A 17,454-nucleotide genomic window follows, 5' to 3' on the forward strand; every position below is an offset into this window, starting at 1 on the left:
ACGCGTGGGCGCATCAGGGACGTCACTTTATTTTGACAATAATGATTAAAAATAGAATTAAAATAGGTTTATTGCTTTTTGGTCCCGTTGCGCTCTGCGCTTGCGCCACCCTGTCGAGCATGCCGATTGACGACTCGGCGGTGGACGGCCGGCGTTTTGCCGTACATGGAGATTTGCAAACCCAGGTGGACAGCCTGGCGCGGCCGCTGCTGGCCGCCGGCCATACGCCGGGCCTGGTGGTCGGGGTGCTTGGCCCCGACGGCGTGATGACCACCTTCGGTTATGGCGTTACCGATACGCCGCAGGGGTTGCCCATCCGTGGCGATACGCTGTTCGCCGTCGGGTCGGTGAGCAAAGGATTTATTGCCGAGGTGGCGGTGGTTCTGGTCAATAAAGGCGTTTTGCGCTGGGATGAAACGCTGGAGACATTATTACCCTCGACCATACCGCTAAGCCGGGACGCGCGCAAAATTACCCTGTTGCAATTAGTCACCCATACCTCCGGGCTGCCAAGGCAAACGCTTTCCGTCGAGATATTAACTTCTTTCGTTCATTATCTATTTACCGGCGATAATTTCTACCGGTCGCTGGATGATAATCAGATCATGGACGACCTGGCCGGATTTCGTCGCCCCGCCCGCGTGGAGCCTCGTTATTCCAACCTGGGGTATGCTTTGCTGGATTATATCCTGCAGCGTCGTACCGGGAAAAAAGTCAACGAACTGCTGGCGGAAAATATCACCGGGCCGCTGGGCCTGGGCCATACCGGCTACGATGCCGGCTCCCTGCCGGGCTATGCGCGCCGGGCCATCGGCCACGCGGGCGATCAGCCCAAGTTTATCCGCCGTGGGCGCACGGTGCCCGACTGGCACTTTTCCTCGTTTATGGTGGGCGCCGCCGGGCTGTACACCAATGCCGACGACCTCCTGGTCTATGCGCGGGCGCATATGCGCCCCACCGGTTATCCGGCGCTGGACGCGGCGCTGCGGGATTCTCTGACCGTGCGCTATGACCGGCCCCGGGAAGCCGCGGCGCTGGCCTGGATCGTCGATGATATCGGCACGCAAAAAATCACCTACCAGGTCGGTTTTATCGGCGGCTACTCCAGCTATATCGGGCTGGACACGCGGCATAACATCGCGGTGGTGGTACTGCAAAACAGCTTTAACTGGACGAATAATATCGGCCATCGGCTGCTTCTGCGCATGGGCGAGGCGGAGGATGAAAAAGCCCGCGCCGCGCAGTCACGCCCCTTCACGGCCCCTTAAGCGCGCATCGCCCGCCGCTGGCGACTTTGGCCGCCTTGGCATATACCTAACGTTATGGTGCTTTCAACAGCGTATCGTCGGCGCAGCCGGGACGGAGGAGCCTCCCGGCGGATAAGAGGGGTCTTTTCATGTTTCAAGAGCATAAATGGTGGCATCGTTCCGTAGTCTATCAAATTTACCCGCGTAGTTTTCATGATGCCGACGGCGACGGCATCGGCGATCTGCCGGGTATTATCCGCAAGCTGGACTACCTGGCGCTGCTGGGGGTGGATGTCCTGTGGTTATGCCCGGTATACGCCTCGCCCAACGATGACAATGGTTATGATATTGCCGATTATTACCGCATCATGGATGAGTATGGCACCATGGATGACATGGACCGGCTGATTGCCGAGGCCGGCAGGCGCGGCATGAAAATCATGATGGACGTGGTGGCCAACCATACCAGCGATGAGCACCGCTGGTTTTGCGAGGCGCGGACGTCGCCGGATAATCCTTATCATGATTATTATATCTGGACGCGACAGCCCAACGATTTAATGTCGGTGTTCGGCGGCAGCGCCTGGCAATATGAAGAACGGCTTGATGAATATTACCTGCATCTGTTCTCGCGCAAGCAACCGGACCTGAACTGGGCCAATCCCCAGGTGCGCCGTGAAATCGTGGATGTGCTGACCTATTGGCTGGAAAAAGGCGTCGGCGGCTTGCGCTTTGATGTCATCGATTTAATCGGCAAAATCCCTGAACGGCGCATTATCGCCAACGGACCCCGGCTGCACGACTACGTGCTGGAGCTCAACGAAGACGGTTTCGGCCAATATGGCGACATTTTAACCGTGGGCGAAGCCTGGGGGGCTACCCCAGAGACGGGTATCGGCTGGAGCGATCCCGATAAACATCAGCTCAGCATGATTTTCCAGTTTGGTCACCTGACGCTGGATCAGGCCAGGGTGGACGGTGAAAAATGGGACATCATCCCCTATGATCTGCGCGAGCTGAAAGCCGTGTTAAGCCGTTGGCAAACCGAGCTGTACGGCCGGGGCTGGAACAGCCTGTTCTGGAATAACCATGACTTGCCCAGGGCGGTGTCGCGTTTTGGCGATGACGGCCGGTATCGGGTCGAAAGCGCCAAAATGCTGGCCACGGTATTACACGGCATGGCGGGTACGCCCTATATTTACCAGGGCGAGGAGATCGGCATGACCAACGCGTGTTTTGCCGATATCGCCGATTACCGCGATATCGAAACCCTTAACCTGTACCGGGACCGGCTGGCGGCGGGGTACCGGCCCCAGGGCGTGATGGCGGCGATTCATGCCAAGAGCCGCGATAACGCCCGCACGCCGATGCAGTGGGACACCAGCGAGCACGCCGGTTTCAGCGCCGGCACGCCGTGGATAAAGGTGAATCCCAACTATTGGGAGATTAACGTCTTGTCGGCGGTGGAGGATACAGACTCGGTGTTTCATTATTACCGCCGGCTGGTGGCGATGCGCAAGACGGCGGACTGGCTGGTCTACGGCAGCTATGAGCTTTTGTTGCCCGAGCACGAACAGCTGTTTGCCTATATACGGCGCTATGAACTTGATGAATACCTGGTGTTCGGTAACTTCAGCGATGCCACGCTTACCGTCGAGCGGGCGGACCTGCGCCTTTCATCGCGCTCGGTCCCGCTGCTCAACAACTATCCCGACCTGGCGGTGCTGGAAAACGGCGTCATCCGTCCCTGGGAATCGGCCATGATCAAACTGTGACGCCGCGCCCGTTAGCCGGCGTCGCCCGCGGAAATATCCGCCAGGTTCCTGATAAATACCGGGAGGGTGTCAAGCGGGGTCTCCGCCTCGATCCAGGCGCCGCCGGGGTGGGTTTTGCCGGTGAAAAAATCGCGCCAGCGCATGGCGTGGGGCAGGGGCGGCAAATAGACCCGCCTGGATGCCATGCCCGCCTCCAGCACCGGCGCCACCAGGATATCCGGCCCGAACAGATACTGGTCTTCAATTGACCAGCAGGGTTCATCGCGCGGGAAATCGTAAAACAGCGGACGCATCACCGGCGTGCCTTTCTCGTGGGCCGCCACCATCTGGCGCTGGATATAGGGCCGCAGGCGTTCGCGGATACGCAGCCAGCGCGACATAATGCGGTAATTGCGCTCGCCAAAGCTCCACAGCTCGTTTGCCGAGCCGCTGTTGCACTGTTCGACGCCGTCGCGAAATTTTTCCGGCGGATCGATTTGCGGCTCGCGGCAACCGTGCAGGCGCATCACCGGACAAAATACGCCCCACTGGAACCAGCGCACCAGCAGCTCGAGAAAGCCGGGATCGCGGGTATCCCCGCCCTGGAAGCCGCCGATATCCGTGGTCCACCAGGGAATGCCCGCCAGCCCCATATTCAACCCGGCCACCACCTGGCATCGCAGCGAGGAGAATGAGGAATGCACATCCCCCGACCAGGCGAGGGCATCAAAGCGCTGGCTGCCGGCCCAGGCGCAGCGCACCAGGTTGACGATGCCGGTTTGTCCCGCCCGGCGCTGGCCGTCATACAGGCATTGGGTGAAATTTTGCGGATAGACATTCCCCACTTCCAGCGCGGTGCCCATGGCGTAACGGTAGTTATCGAAGTGATAAGTGCGGTATTCCGGCTCCGCCATATCGAGCCAGAACAGCCGGATGCCGAGATCGTAATAGCCCTTTTTGATTTTCCGCCAGACATACTCGCGCGCCTTGGGGTTGGTGGTATCAAAAAAGGTGGTGCTGCCGCGGGAGTCAAGAGTAACCGGCACCCCGCGTTCGGTGCGCACCAAGAGCCCTTTGGTTTCCATGTCGGCGAAAGCGTCGGTCCGGTTGTCGACGGTCGGCCAGATGGAAATCATCAGCTCAACGCCCATGGCGCGCAGCTCGTCCACCATGCCCTTGGGGTCTGGCCAGTCGCGTTTATCAAAACACCAGGCGCCCTGGACCGGCCAATGGAACGAGTCGATCACCAGCACCGATAACGGCAGCTCGCGCCGCCGGTACTCGCGCGCCACCGCCAGCACTTCTTCCTGGGTGCGGTAGCGCAGTTTCGATTGCCAGAAGCCGGTGGCGAATTCCGGCATCACCGAGACCGTACCGGTGGCGCGGGCATAGTTTTCCTCGATTTCGGCCGGGGAGTCGCCGGCGGTGATCCAATAATCCAGCCGGTCGGTTACCCGCGCGCGCCAGACCGTTTGATTGGCGGCGAAATGCACCTCGCCCACCGCCGGATTGTTCCATAAAAAACCGTAGCCGAGGTTTGACAGCATAAAGGGTACGCTGGATTGCGAATTGCGCTGGGCCAGCTCCAGCAGGCAGCCTTTCAGATCCAGCATGCTGTGCTGATATTGCCCCATGCCATAGATTTTCTCACCACGCCGCGCTTCAAAATACTGCGTCAGCTGGTATTTGCCGCCGGGAATGGGATTAAACTCCCGCGCCTCGATTTCCAGCGGGCTGATATATTTGTCCTTGGCGGTTTCGCCCGGCTCTATGCCCTCGGTGGTGCGCTGGCGCCACTGTTCGGCCAGCAACAGCTCGCCGCGCTGGTTGTAGAACGACAGCCGGCCGCGCTTGTCGATTTCCGCCCTGATCTTGCCGTTGACCAGGGTGACCTGCTCCTTATCCCGCGTGATGGACGGCCTGGGGTGTTTTTTCCCCGGCAGCAGCGCCCAGTCCTGGCGCATATCCAGTTTTTCAAAATAGCTGACCCGCACCCGCAGGCTATTCTCGCCCCAGCTTTCCAGGATCACGTGCTGGCCGCTGGCGTGCCAATGAACCCTGTTATTTCTGATGGAAAAATTCGACATGCATTACCCCGCTTACGTCCGCTCCCTGTTTACTATAGCAACCGCGGCGGCAATTGCCGGACGCCGCCGGGGGAGCGGATCGGTTCGCCATGGCCGGCGCGGGCGTCTGGCCCGGGCCATGGCGTTCGTTTTTTCTGAAACTTTCCACCCGGCACGCTAATTGCTGGATATGCGCGCTATCGCTCTATATAACTAATGGATAAGGTTTCTTGTTATTTGTATAACGCAGACGTGTCCCCTTACCCCAGACCGGAGACAGGCAATGAACAAAATAACGCGGTTAAGCGTCTTATGCATCAGTGTCTTAGGTATCAGCGCCCTGGCCCGGGCCGCCGATCTCCCCAGCCAGCTGGGCAAGGGGGAGGGGCAGGTGGATATCATCGCCTGGCCCGGTTATATCGAGCGCGGCCAGACCGACAAGCAATATGACTGGGTGACGGCGTTTGAAAAGCAGACCGGCTGCCAGGTCAACGTCAAGACCGCCGCCACCTCCGACGAAATGGTGAGCCTGATGGCCAAGGGCGGTTACGATCTGGTCACCGCCTCGGGGGACGCCTCGCTGCGCCTGATCCTCGGCAAACGCGTGCAGCCGATCAATACCGCCCTGATCCCCAACTGGAGCAAGATCGATCCGCGCCTGGCGGGGGGCGCCTGGTATAACGTCGACGGCAAAACCTACGGCGCCCCTTACCAGTGGGGTCCCAACCTGCTGATGTACAACACCCGGGTATTCACCACGCCGCCGGACAGCTGGTCGGTGGTGTTCGAGCAGCAAAACCTGCCGGACGGCAAAAGCAATAAAGGTCGGGTACAGGCCTACGACGGCCCGATCTATATCGCCGACGCGGCGCTTTACCTGAAAAGCACCCAGCCGCAGCTCGGCATCAAGGATCCCTATCAGCTCAATGAAACCCAATATCAGGCGGTGCTGGCGTTGCTCAAACAGCAGCATCCGCTGATCCACCGCTATTGGCACGACACCTCGGTGCAGATGAGCGATTTTAAAAACGAAGGGGTGGTGGCGTCCGGCGCCTGGCCCTATCAGGCCAATGCCCTGGCGGGCGAGGGGCAGCCCATCGCGACGGTTATCCCGAAAGAGGGCGTGACCGGCTGGGCGGACACCACCATGCTGCACAGCGACGCCGCCCATCCCAACTGTGCCTACCGCTGGATGAACTGGTCGCTGGAGCCGAAGGTGCAGGGCGACGTCGCCGCCTGGTTCGGCTCGGTGCCGGCGGTGCCGGAGGGCTGTAAGGCCAGTACCCTGCTCGGGGGCAAGGGGTGTGAAACCAACGGCTTCAGCCAGTTCGATAAAATCGCCTTCTGGAAAACCCCGACGGCGAAATGCGACGGCGGCAACGGCGGGCAGTGCGTGTCCTACAGCCGCTGGACCCAGGATTATATCGCCATGATGGGCGGCCGTTGATTCAAGCGGGAGAAGCCATGATGAGCAGCGCGGTGAGCCTGGATAACGTAACACGACGTTTTAACGGCGTTGCGGCCGTGGACGGGGTGTCGCTGGAGATTGCCGACGGGGAGTTTTTCTCGCTGCTCGGGCCGTCGGGTTCCGGCAAAAGCACCTGCCTGCGCCTGATTGCCGGTTTTGAGCGGCCGGACGGCGGCGTTATCCGGCTGCACGGCGCCGACACCGCCAACCTGCCGCCCTATCAGCGCGACGTTAATACCGTATTCCAGGACTACGCCCTGTTTCCCCATATGTCGCTGCTCGATAACGTGGCCTATGGCCTGATGGTGAAAGGCGTGGCGCGCGCCGAGCGCATGGCCCGCGCCAGGGCCGCGCTGGCGCGGGTGGAACTGGGCGATGTGCACAACCGCAAGCCGGCCCACCTGTCCGGCGGCCAGCGCCAGCGGGTGGCGTTGGCGCGCGCGCTGGTCAACGAACCGCGCATCCTGCTGCTGGACGAACCCTTGGGGGCGCTGGATCTCAAGCTGCGCGAACAGATGCAGGGCGAGCTGAAAACCCTGCAGCGCGAGCTGGGGATCACCTTTATCTTTGTCACCCACGATCAGGGCGAGGCGCTTTCCATGTCCGATCGGGTGGCGGTATTTAACCAGGGGCGTATTGAACAGGTGGATACGCCGCGCCTGCTATATCTTAAGCCCAGGAGCCGGTTCGTGGCCAATTTTGTCGGCAGCGCCAATGTGATAGGCGGCGAGCTGGCCCGCGAACTGACCGGTGAAAACGGCGTATTTGCCGTGCGTCCGGAGTTTGTCCGTCTCAATGGCCAGGGGGCGCAGGCCGGCGAGCTGTCGGTGACGGGCGTTCTGAGCAATATCCTGTTCCAGGGGGCGATGACCCGCTATGAGCTGGTGCTGGCGGGTGGAACCCGTTTTTCCGTTAGCGAGACCCATCGGGCGCGCGTTTCCGGCCAGGATTGCCTTGCCATCGGCCAGCGGCTGACCGCGTCATGGCCGCGTGCGGCCATGACCGCGCTGGAGGAGTAAGGAGTATGGATATGAGCCTGCCCGATCGGCCGAACACGCCCTGGCGTCCGGGACGCGTGTTTTCGACGTTCCTTTACCGCCGCCCGACCGTGCTGCTGCTATTGCTGCTGTTGCCGCCGCTGATGTGGTTCGGCATCGTCTATCTTGGGTCGCTGTTCAACCTGCTGTGGCAGGGCGCCTATACTTTTGACGATTTTACCATGACGGTGCTGCCGGAGCTGACCGTCGCCAATATCGTCGCGCTGTTCAATCCGGCCAACTACGACATTATCCTGCGCACCCTGGCGATGGCGGTGGTGGTGACGCTGGCCAGCGCGCTGCTGGCGTTTCCCCTCGCCTGGTATATGGCGCGTTATACCAGCGGCCGCTGGAAGGCGTTTTTTTATATCGCGGTGATGATGCCTATGTGGGCCAGCTATATCGTCAAGGCCTACGCCTGGACGCTGCTGTTGGCCAACGGCGGCGTGCTGCAATGGTTCTTGCAGCATCTTGGGCTGGAGCCGGCGCTGCAGGCGGTGCTTACCGTGCCGGGCCTCGGCGGCAGCACCCTGTCCACGTCCCATCTGGGCCGTTTTATGGTATTCGTGTATATCTGGCTGCCGTTCATGATTTTGCCCATCCAGGCATCGCTCGAGCGCCTGCCGCCGTCGCTGATGATGGCCTCCGCCGATTTGGGCGCGCGCCCGGGCCAGACGTTCCGCTATGTGGTCCTGCCGCTGGCGGTGCCGGGCATCGCCGCCGGCTCCATTTTTACCTTTTCACTCACCCTGGGCGATTTTATCGTGCCGCAGCTGGTGGGGCCGCCGGGCTATTTTATCGGCGGCATGGTGTATGCCCAACAGGGGGCCATCGGCAATATGCCGATGGCGGCGGCGTTTACGCTGGTGCCGATGGTTTTGATCGGCCTGTATCTTACGCTTGCCAAACGTCTGGGGGCCTTCGATGCGCTCTGAACGCGCGCCGCTGGCGCTGAGGCTGGCCGCCTGGGGCGGTATCTTGTTCCTGCATTTTCCCCTGGCGATTATCGCGCTGTACGCCTTTAACACCGAGGACGCGGCGTTCAGTTTTCCGCCCAAGGGTTTTACCCTGCACTGGTTCGAGCTGGCCGCCGGACGGCCGGACATTTTATCCGCCCTGTGGCTGTCGCTGCAGGTGGCGTGCATGGCCACCCTGATCGCCCTGCTGCTGGGCACCCTGGCGGCGGCGGCCTTGTACCGGCGGGATTTTTTGGGCAAACAGGCCATCACCATGATGATGGCGCTGCCCATCGCCCTGCCCGGCATTATCACCGGCATTGCCCTGCTGTCGGCCTTTAAGGCGTTGGACGTCAGCCCGGGCCTGATGACCATCGTTATCGGCCATGCCACCTTTTGCGTGGTGATGGTGTTCAATAACGTGATAGCCCGGCTGCGCCGCACCTCCTTTAGCCTGATAGAGGCGTCGATGGATTTGGGCGCCGACGGCTGGCAGACCTTTCGCTACGTGGTGATGCCGGGGCTGGCCTCGGCGCTGCTGGCCGGCGGCATGCTGGCGTTTGCGCTGTCGTTTGACGAAATCATCGTCACCACCTTTACCGCCGGCCACGAGCGCACGCTGCCGCTGTGGCTGATGAACCAACTGGGACGTCCGCGCGACGTGCCTATTACCAATGTCGTTTCCCTGCTGGTCACCCTGGTGACCATGCCGCCGATACTCTGGGCCTATTACCTGACCCGGGGTGGCGAAGGCGTGGCGGGCAGCGGCAAATAATCCAAGGACTTTCCCATGCATGACACATTATTGATAGACGGCAAGTCGGTTACCGGCGCGGGCAAGCCCACCCCGGTTATCAACCCGGCCAACGGCGCCACGATTATCACCATCAACGAGGCCAGCCTGGAGCAGGTGGATGCGGCGGTGCTGGCGGCGGACGCGGCGTTCGAGACCTGGGGGCAGACCACGCCGAAAACCCGCGCGGCGCTGCTCTCGCAACTGGCCGATGCCATCGAGCGGCATGGTGAGGAGCTGGCGCGCCTGGAATCGCTGAACTGCGGCAAGCCCTATCATTGCGTGATCAATGATGAAATCCCGGCGGTGGCGGACGTATTCCGTTTCTTTGCCGGCGCCAGCCGCTGCCTTGGCGGCAGCGCCGCCGGGGAATACCTGGAAGGGCATACCTCGATGATCCGGCGCGATCCCATCGGCGTCATCGCCTCCATCGCGCCCTGGAACTATCCGCTGATGATGGCGGCGTGGAAATTGGCGCCGGCGCTGGCCGCCGGCAACTGCGTGGTGTTTAAACCCGCCGAGCAGACGCCGCTGACCGCGCTGTTCCTGGCGCGGCTGATGGCGGATATCCTGCCGGCGGGGGTAGTCAACGTGCTGTTCGGCACCGGCGCGGAGATGGGCGACGCCCTGACCGGCCACGAGCGGGTGCGCATGGTGTCGCTGACCGGCTCGATTGCCACCGGCGCGCATATCCTCTCGCATACCGCCGGGGGGATTAAAAAGACCCATATGGAGCTGGGCGGCAAGGCGCCGGTGATCGTCTTCGACGATGCCGATATCAGCGAGGTGGTGGACGGCGTGCGCACCTTCGGTTTTTACAATGCCGGCCAGGACTGCACCGCCGCCTGTCGGCTGTATGTCCAGCGCGGCGTCTACGACGCGCTGGTGGATGCCCTGGGCAAAAGCGTCGCCACCATTAAGACCGGCGATCCGGCCGATGCCGCCACCGAGCTGGGACCGTTGATTACCGCCGCGCACCTGCAACGGGTCAGCGGGTTTGTCGAACGCGCCAGGGCGTTGCCGCATATCCGGGTGGTAACCGGCGGCGCGCCTCTCGACGGCCCGGGCTTCTATTTTGCTGCCACGGTACTGGCAGACGCGCGCCAGGAGGATGAAATCGTCCAGCGCGAGGTATTCGGCCCGGTGGTGACCGTTACCGTTTTCGACGACGAAGCGCAGGTGATCCGCTGGGCCAACGCGTCCCCTTACGGCCTGGCCTCGTCGGTATGGACCAGGGATATCGGCCGCGCCCATCGGGTCAGCGCCCGTTTACAGTACGGATGCACCTGGGTCAATACCCATTTTATGCTGGTCAGCGAAATGCCCCACGGCGGCCAGAAGCTGTCCGGCTTCGGCAAGGACCTGTCGATGTACGGCCTGGAAGACTATACCGCCGTGCGGCATGTGATGATTCGTCATTAGCCCTGAAGCGGGTGTTTACGGCATTACCGGCTAAAGGGCGGGAAGGCGTCGCAATCGTCGGTGTATGCCGTAAGCGGGCCGACGCCAATACCCTAATATGCAGCGTATAAAAACGCCATAAAAAGATTGCCGTTACGCTCATTGTTTGTTATAAAGTTACGCGTTCATTTATTATTGACCAAATATCACTGGTAAATTGCACCTATTTAGGGCGTGCCCGGTCTATTCTGGTGCATTCCTGTTTTTATCATTTATCTCTCTGCTCCCTTCCCTTGCTTTTATCAGCATTTCCGGCTGTATTTCCTTTCCACTCCTGTGCTAATAACTCTTTTTATTGGTGTTAATCATATTTTGTTCTAAACATATACAGGTAGTTACAGTTGGCCCGGACGCTGCATCTGTCTGATTGATATCATATGATATCTCCTTCCAAGGAGCTTATTTTGTCTCGTTCAACCCCCATGCTTACCCCGTTAGAATATACTCAGCAGGCGCTTTCGTGGATTGAAAAAAAAACGCTGACGCATGATGAGATGATCAACCTGAATAAGGAAGTGATAAACAATTTTAAAGAGTATGTGAATCCTGGTTTTCTCGATTACCGTAAATCAGTCACGGTAGGCGGGGATTACGCAGCCGTAGAATGGCGCGCCGGTGGTCTTAATACACTGGTCGACACCCAGGGCAGGGAATATATTGATTGCCTGGGGGGTTTCGGCATATTTAACGTGGGGCACCGTAATCCAAAAGTTATTTCCGCCGTCGAAAACCAAATGGCAAAACAGCCGCTTCACAGCCAGGAACTGCTCGATCCGCTGCGCTCGATGCTGGCCAGGACACTGGCGGCGGTCACCCCCGGCGCGCTTAAATACAGTTTTTTCAGCAACAGCGGCACCGAATCCGTCGAGGGCGCGCTGAAGCTGGCCAAGGCTTACCAGACTCCGCGCGGCAAAACCACATTTATCGCCGCCACCGGCGCGTTTCACGGCAAAACCCTCGGCGCGCTGTCCGCCACCGCCAAATCCACCTTTCGCCGTCCTTTTATGCCGATGCTGCAGGGCTTTGATCATGTGCCGTTCGGCGATATCGCGGCGATGCGCGATCATGTCCAGCGCTGCCGCTCCACCGGCGCGGATGTGGCGGCCATTATCCTGGAGCCTATCCAGGGCGAGGGTGGGGTGATCATCCCCCCGCAGGGATATTTGGCGGCGGTCAGGGCGCTGTGCGACGAGGTGGGCGCGCTGCTGATCCTCGACGAGGTGCAGACCGGCATGGGCCGCACCGGCAAGATGTTTGCCTGCGAGCATGAGGGCGTGCAGCCGGATATCCTCTGCCTGGCCAAGGCGCTGGGCGGCGGGGTCATGCCCATCGGCGCCACCGTCGCCACCGAGGAGGTGTTTTCGGTGCTGTTCGAGAATCCATTTTTGCATACCACCACCTTTGGCGGCAATCCGCTGGCCTGTGCGGCGGCGCTGGCCACCATTAACGTGCTGCTGAGCGAGGATCTGCCCGCGCAGGCGGCGCTTAAGGGCGAGGTATTGCTGAACGGTTTTGCGCGGCTGGCGTCGGCGTATCCGGAATTTATGGTGGAGGCGCGCGGGCGCGGGTTATTGCAGGCGCTGGAATTCAGGCGCAACGATATCGGCTATGCCTTTGCCCAGGGCATGTTCCGCCATCAGGTCCTGGTGGCGGGCACGCTGAACAATTCCAAGACCATCCGCATCGAACCGCCGCTGACCATCACCCCGGAGTATTGCCGGCAGGTGCTGGCCGTGGCGGAGCGGGTTCTGCAGCAGATGCGCGGCAAGGAGCCGGTCCATTACAAAGCGCCGGCGACGGTGGCGCAGCCGCCAGCGCAGGCACACATACCGTTCCCCTTGGCCGCCTCGACCGGCCTGACCGCTTAAGACGGACCCGCCGTTGTCGCTTGCGGGAGGTTTTTTGCCGTGTCGGCGCGGGTTTCGCTTAGGGGTAAGTTTTATGCCGCCCAAGCGAAACCCCCACCGGCGTGGAATAAACCTCATCGCAAGTGAAACTCCCACCCATTCCTTTGCCGGCAAACCCAGGCCTCTTCGCGCGATTTTTTATTGATGCCTGACGCTCAGCCGACCGGCATTACCTGTCGGCCCAGCTGTTCATTGACCACCTGCGCCATGGCCAGATAGATGGCGCTGGCGCCGCAGAACAGTCCTTCATAACCGGCGATAACGATAATCTGATGGTTGCCGGTGATATTGCCGACGGCCAGCAGGGCAAACAGCACCGTCAGGCTGCCGAATACGGTTTGCAGGCCTCGGCTGGATTTCAGGGTAGCCAAAAACATGAACAGGGTGAAAATGCCCCACAGCGCCAGGTAAACACCTAAAAATACCGCGTCGCTCGGTTCGGCCAGCCCCATGCGCGGCAGCACCAGGATGCCCACCAGGCTGAGCCAGAACGCCCCGTAGGAGGTAAACGCCGTGGTGCCGAAGGTATTGCCGTGCTTGTATTCCATAATACCGGCGATGATTTGGGCGATGCCGCCGTAAAAAATACCCATGCTGATAATGATTGAGGTCAAAGGGAAAAAACCGGCGTTATGCAGATTCAGCAAAACAGTGGTCATCCCAAAACCCATTAATCCCAGCGGGCCGGGGTTCGCCAACTTAAAGGTATGCATATATCCTCAGCAGAAAAAGGCAAAATGAAGTGGACTGGTAATCCTGTAACGCCCCCGACGGCGCAGATCGCCTCGCGCGGCGAAGGGCCCCGGCATCATAATGACCTTGCACGGCTGAAACAATGATTTAGATGGGCGGCGGGCGAATTTTACCGTTTTTCCCCGGCCGGCGAAAAAAAAGGTGCGCCTGGGCGCACCAATATTCTGCCAAATATCAGCAGTATCGGGATAACCTTACCCCTTGCCTTTTACACTACCGATAAATGTTTGCCGCGCCGATGACGATCCCAGCCGCTCCGCTTCATTGAGCAGTTTGAGCGCCTTGTCGATATTGCCTTCGCGCACCGCCTGTTTGATGGCTTGATTAAAATAGCTCTCGGTATCGTTAAGCATCGGCGCGGCCGGGGCCGCCGCCGGGGCTTGGGATGGCGCCGCCTGGGTCGCGGCGCCGCCGACCGTGACCGGCTGCGTTTCCGGGCCGGAAAATATCTGGCCGATGGTGATATTGCCGCTCTTCTGTTCCGCCTCGACTTTTAACCTTATGGTGCCGGTTTCGCTATGGCGGCCAATGGGATCGGGAATATCGGGTATCGCGTTGCCGACGCCTTCGGCATAGGCTTTGGCCGGATTGGTCATGGTGGTGGTGGCCAGCAGATCCTCGCGGGTGGTATAAATCAGCAGGTAGATTTGCTTCTGGCCCAGGGCGGGGGAAAGCTTCATCGTGCCTTCCAGCCGGTCCATCGACATGCCGCCCGGTTTTTCATAGGGAAAGTAGCTGCTGGGGAAAAACGCCGCCGGACGCATTTGTTCATCCAGCACCAGCACGTTGGGGGCATAGATCGACTGGCCTTTAGCCAGGCTGCTGAGGGTGACGGCCAGCGATCCCCGGTTGGCCGGAAGCGTAATGGCGGCCACCGGCCCGGTGATATTGCCCATCTGGATCCGGGGCGAGGCGCCATCGAGGATAATTTCCTGCCTGACCGGCGGCATGAGCGTTTGCCAGGGCAGCTGTCTTAGGGTGGACTGCGGTATCACCGGCGCCACCGAGGTGTCCTGCGGGTTGGTCAGGGTATCCGCCAGCGTGGTGGCCGGCAGGATGGCGCTCAGTGCGGCCATCAGGCACAGGGAAAGCATTTTTATTTTCATTATTATCGCCTTTTCAGCGTGACGAGCGACGGGCCGTCGCCGGGCAAGTAGCGTCGGCCCGCCAGGTACTATTCCTCGCGTCCTACCCCTGGGGGCGGGATGCGCCGGGGGTTATTTCCACCAGGCTTCCATTTGCACGCCGAAGGAGACTTCGTTGTCCTTTCCGCGGCTAAAGGTGGTTGAGCTGTTATCGCTATAGGCGACGCCGTTGGTATAACCCGCGTCGTTATTGCCATAACCCCATTTTTCATTCCATTTGGCGTAGGTGGCGAACAGACGGATAGCCGGACGGGAGAAAATGCTGTCCCCGGCCTGCCACTGCTGCGCCAGCGTTACTTTGTACTGGTCGTTACGATCGCTGGTGCGCTGGGATTTGACGTTGTCGTAACCCACTTCCAGCAGGGTGCTCATGATCGAGGTCCATTTGTACATCGGGCGCACGCCGACGGTATACCAGGTGGTGCCGTTATTATTTTCGCGGTCGACATTCTGGTACATGCCGACGTACATCATTGCCCACTTGTCGTTGAAATCCAGGCCGCCGTGGTCCAGTACGCGGATCATGTGGCCGTCGTTATCAACATAAGAACCATGCGGACGTCCGGTATTATCGCTGGTCATGGCATCGGTGGCGTATTGCAGCACAAACTTGTTAAAGCCGTTGCCGATGGTCTGGGTATGCTCCATCGTGGCCATGGTACCGTCTTTGGTGGCCCCGTCCGCCAGGTTGAAGTGGTCCTGCACGTTGGCGCGGCCGTAGTCCACGCCGAACTCCAGCTTGCCGCCGGGGTTGGTTTCCAGTTCGGCGATACGCACGTCGTAGATGTCGTTAATGGTCGGCACCTGGTTGAGCTGGTTATCGATATAACCATAGGAGCCGCCGGCCTCGCTGTTGCGCGTTACCGCCAACGACAGCTTGCCCACGCCCAGATCGATATTTTCCAAACCGGCGCCGGGACCGGAAATGTCCCAGTAGTAGAAGTCGATCATATGGACGTCGTGACGTTGATAGAAGCGTTTACCAGCCCACATATTGGCGCCCGGCAGCGCATCGATCAGGTTTTTACCCACCACGTTGACTTCGCGGAAGCTCGGTTCCAACGGTTCGTCATCGTTACGCTGGGAAACGGAATAGCCCACGTTGGTATCGAAGTAGAAGCTCTTGTTGCCTTCGCGCCACAGCTCCTGCCCGAGTTTTAATTCGGCGTAGGTTTCGCACTCGTTGCCGAGACGGTATTTACTGGAGGCGCCGGTGGCCTTGAAGCATTGCTGCTCGCCGCCGCTCCCGGTCCAGCCGATGCCGGAACGGGCATAACCGCCAAAATCCACTGCCATCGCCTGGGCGGAAACCGCGCCGGCGATGATTGCCACTGATAAAGGTAAAATGCGTAAGGTAGTCATTATTTTCTCCTGATTATTATTGCCTGCGAACAGGCAGACTTATGCGCCCGGTTCCTGGTGTAACCGCCGGCAGGCGCTGCCATCCTCTCGGAATAAATGGCAACGCTCCGGCGGCAGGCCGATAGCGAATTGGGCACCCTCGTTGACCAGCACCACATCATTCTGGCGGTAGACCAGATTGAGGCGGATGGAGGGAATCTGAATATGGATCAGGGTTTCATACCCCAGTTGTTCCACCACCTGCACCACGCCCTCCAGGACGACGTCGGCGATGTTGCCGGCCAGCAAATGCTCCGGCCGTATGCCCAGCGACATATTGGCGCCCGCTTCCACCCGGCTGCTTTCCACCGGTAGCCACACTTTCTGGCCGTTGGGCAGCTCGACCTGCACCTGGTCGATGGCGATGGCGGTGACTTTTACCGGCAGGAAATTCATCTTGGGCGAGCCGATAAACCCGGCGACAAACCGATTGGCCGGGTAGTGATACAGTTCCAGCGGTTTACCCACCTGCGCCACGCGGCCGCCGTCGAGCACCACGATCTTGTCCGCCAGCGTCATGGCCTCGGTCTGGTCGTGGGTGACGTAAATCATGGTGCGTTTCAGGCGCTGGTGCAGGCGCGAAATCTCGATGCGCATCTGAACCCGCAGCGCGGCGTCCAGGTTGGACAGCGGCTCGTCGAGCAGGAACACCTGCGGCTCCGCCACCAGGGTGCGGCCGATGGCCACCCGCTGGCGCTGCCCGCCGGATAGCGCCTTGGGACGGCGCTGCAGTAAATGGCCGAGCTGGAGAATCTCCGCCACCTGGTTTACCCGGCGCGTGATCTCGTCTTTATTGACCCGGGCCAGCTTCAGGCCGAAGGACATGTTGCCCGCCACCGACAGGTGCGGATACAAGGCATAGGACTGGAACACCATGCCGACCCCGCGTTCGGCCGGCGGCACCTCGTTCATCCGGCGATGGTTAATCATCAGCTCGCCGGAGGTGATGTCCTCAAGCCCGGCAATCATCCTCAGCAAGGTGGACTTGCCGCAGCCCGACGGACCGACAAACACCACGAACTCTCCTGCGCCGATTTCCAGGTTGATATCGCTGGAAATCACGTTCTCACCGTAGCTTTTGCAGATGTTGCGCAGCGTCACGCTTGCCATAAACCCTGGTTCCTGCCTTTTATACCCTGTCGCCCGGCGGCGCGCGGCGGGTTGACATCAAGTGTCGGCAAGTGTGAGTGAAATGCGCGCGAGGGAAATCATCCGGGGCGTTTTTTTTCAAGGCGCAGACGGTGGGATGATGGCAAAGCGCGCTTCACGGCCGCGGCGGCGGCGGGCCGGCAAAAGCGTGACGGCAGCGGCAAATATCCGGCATGCTTTTGTGGTTTGCCGCGCAAATTGCCCATGGAGTGTTAATACGGTCACATCTGGGGCCGCGGGGGCTTAGGCCGGGGGAGGATGAGCCGGCCCAACGTTAAACGCACTATGTCCGGTGTGTAAATTCATCACGGCTTTCC

13 protein-coding genes are annotated in these 17,454 nt (G+C 60.2%); 8 read left to right on the plus strand and 5 right to left on the minus strand.

Going from position 1 to position 17,454, the window contains the following annotated elements; genetic code table 11:
• The first annotated feature begins 71 nt into the window (after nucleotides 1–71).
• Together VGC33_RS18640 and VGC33_RS18645 are read left to right on the plus strand one after the other, a co-directional pair.
• The gene (locus tag VGC33_RS18640; RefSeq protein WP_331122275.1) at nucleotides 72–1,268 is read left to right on the plus strand and encodes a serine hydrolase domain-containing protein; all 1,197 of its coding nucleotides are present in this window, start codon (nucleotides 72–74) and stop codon (nucleotides 1,266–1,268) included.
• Nucleotides 1,269–1,396: 128 nt separating this feature from the next.
• Complete coding sequence (locus VGC33_RS18645) at nucleotides 1,397–3,022, plus strand: glycoside hydrolase family 13 protein (protein ID WP_331122276.1); 1,626 nt, start codon at nucleotides 1,397–1,399, stop codon at nucleotides 3,020–3,022.
• An 11-nt stretch (nucleotides 3,023–3,033) separates the two neighbouring features.
• Here the strand turns inward: VGC33_RS18645 and VGC33_RS18650 are convergent, their stop codons facing one another.
• Complete coding sequence (locus tag VGC33_RS18650) at nucleotides 3,034–5,088, minus strand: glycoside hydrolase family 31 protein (RefSeq protein ID WP_331122277.1); 2,055 nt, start codon at nucleotides 5,086–5,088, stop codon at nucleotides 3,034–3,036.
• 262 nt (nucleotides 5,089–5,350) lie between these two features.
• Here VGC33_RS18650 and ydcS point away from each other — a divergent pair, with 262 nt between their 5' ends.
• The 6 genes from ydcS to ygjG all read left to right on the plus strand — a co-directional run bounded on the left by ydcS (nucleotide 5,351) and on the right by ygjG (nucleotide 12,650).
• Nucleotides 5,351–6,514, plus strand: coding sequence for a putative ABC transporter substrate-binding protein YdcS (gene ydcS, locus VGC33_RS18655; RefSeq protein ID WP_331122278.1), 1,164 nt, complete (start codon nucleotides 5,351–5,353; stop codon nucleotides 6,512–6,514).
• Between the two features lie 20 nt (nucleotides 6,515–6,534).
• The gene (locus tag VGC33_RS18660; RefSeq protein WP_331122304.1) at nucleotides 6,535–7,554 is read left to right on the plus strand and encodes an ABC transporter ATP-binding protein; all 1,020 of its coding nucleotides are present in this window, start codon (nucleotides 6,535–6,537) and stop codon (nucleotides 7,552–7,554) included.
• Between the two features lie 5 nt (nucleotides 7,555–7,559).
• Entirely contained in the window at nucleotides 7,560–8,507 is a 948-nt protein-coding gene (locus VGC33_RS18665) for an ABC transporter permease (protein WP_331122279.1), read from the plus strand.
• On the plus strand, nucleotides 8,497–9,303 hold the full coding sequence (locus VGC33_RS18670; protein ID WP_331122280.1) for an ABC transporter permease: 807 nt from the start codon (nucleotides 8,497–8,499) through the stop codon (nucleotides 9,301–9,303). The genes VGC33_RS18665 and VGC33_RS18670 overlap by 11 nt, the downstream gene beginning before the upstream one ends.
• A gap of 15 nt (nucleotides 9,304–9,318) precedes the next feature.
• The gene (gene patD / locus VGC33_RS18675; RefSeq protein ID WP_331122281.1) at nucleotides 9,319–10,743 is read left to right on the plus strand and encodes an aminobutyraldehyde dehydrogenase; all 1,425 of its coding nucleotides are present in this window, start codon (nucleotides 9,319–9,321) and stop codon (nucleotides 10,741–10,743) included.
• Nucleotides 10,744–11,186: 443 nt separating this feature from the next.
• Nucleotides 11,187–12,650, plus strand: coding sequence for a putrescine aminotransferase (ygjG, locus tag VGC33_RS18680; RefSeq protein WP_331122282.1), 1,464 nt, complete (start codon nucleotides 11,187–11,189; stop codon nucleotides 12,648–12,650).
• 194 nt (nucleotides 12,651–12,844) lie between these two features.
• Here ygjG and satP read toward each other — a convergent pair whose 3' ends face one another.
• The 4 genes from satP to malK form a co-directional block, all read right to left on the minus strand.
• Entirely contained in the window at nucleotides 12,845–13,402 is a 558-nt protein-coding gene (gene satP / locus VGC33_RS18685) for an acetate uptake transporter (RefSeq protein WP_331122283.1), read from the minus strand.
• A gap of 234 nt (nucleotides 13,403–13,636) precedes the next feature.
• Nucleotides 13,637–14,548 carry a maltose operon protein MalM gene (gene malM, locus VGC33_RS18690; protein WP_331122284.1) on the minus strand — a complete coding sequence of 304 codons (912 nt, stop codon included), beginning with the start codon at nucleotides 14,546–14,548 and terminating at the stop codon, nucleotides 13,637–13,639.
• Nucleotides 14,549–14,659: 111 nt separating this feature from the next.
• On the minus strand, nucleotides 14,660–15,949 hold the full coding sequence (locus VGC33_RS18695; protein WP_331122285.1) for a maltoporin: 1,290 nt from the start codon (nucleotides 15,947–15,949) through the stop codon (nucleotides 14,660–14,662).
• A gap of 39 nt (nucleotides 15,950–15,988) precedes the next feature.
• Nucleotides 15,989–17,098: a maltose/maltodextrin ABC transporter ATP-binding protein MalK gene (malK, locus tag VGC33_RS18700; protein ID WP_331122286.1), complete on the minus strand. Its 1,110-nt coding sequence runs from the start codon at nucleotides 17,096–17,098 to the stop codon at nucleotides 15,989–15,991.
• Nucleotides 17,099–17,454: the final 356 nt, after the last annotated feature.

Origin of the sequence: Acerihabitans sp., assembly GCF_036398755.1 — a bacterium.
GTDB lineage: Bacteria > Pseudomonadota > Gammaproteobacteria > Enterobacterales > Enterobacteriaceae > Acerihabitans.

Coding starts and splice junctions, on each gene's coding strand:
- VGC33_RS18670 (WP_331122280.1), top strand. CDS start 8,497: ATGCGCTCTGAACGCGCGCCGCTGGCGCTGAGGCTGGCCGCCTGGGGC.
- VGC33_RS18660 (WP_331122304.1), top strand. CDS start 6,535: ATGAGCAGCGCGGTGAGCCTGGATAACGTAACACGACGTTTTAACGGC.
- VGC33_RS18645 (WP_331122276.1), top strand. CDS start 1,397: ATGTTTCAAGAGCATAAATGGTGGCATCGTTCCGTAGTCTATCAAATT.
- patD (WP_331122281.1), top strand. CDS start 9,319: ATGCATGACACATTATTGATAGACGGCAAGTCGGTTACCGGCGCGGGC.
- satP (WP_331122283.1), bottom strand. CDS start 13,402: ATGCATACCTTTAAGTTGGCGAACCCCGGCCCGCTGGGATTAATGGGT.
- VGC33_RS18695 (WP_331122285.1), bottom strand. CDS start 15,949: ATGACTACCTTACGCATTTTACCTTTATCAGTGGCAATCATCGCCGGC.
- VGC33_RS18665 (WP_331122279.1), top strand. CDS start 7,560: ATGGATATGAGCCTGCCCGATCGGCCGAACACGCCCTGGCGTCCGGGA.
- malM (WP_331122284.1), bottom strand. CDS start 14,548: ATGAAAATAAAAATGCTTTCCCTGTGCCTGATGGCCGCACTGAGCGCC.
- malK (WP_331122286.1), bottom strand. CDS start 17,098: ATGGCAAGCGTGACGCTGCGCAACATCTGCAAAAGCTACGGTGAGAAC.
- ydcS (WP_331122278.1), top strand. CDS start 5,351: ATGAACAAAATAACGCGGTTAAGCGTCTTATGCATCAGTGTCTTAGGT.
- VGC33_RS18650 (WP_331122277.1), bottom strand. CDS start 5,088: ATGTCGAATTTTTCCATCAGAAATAACAGGGTTCATTGGCACGCCAGC.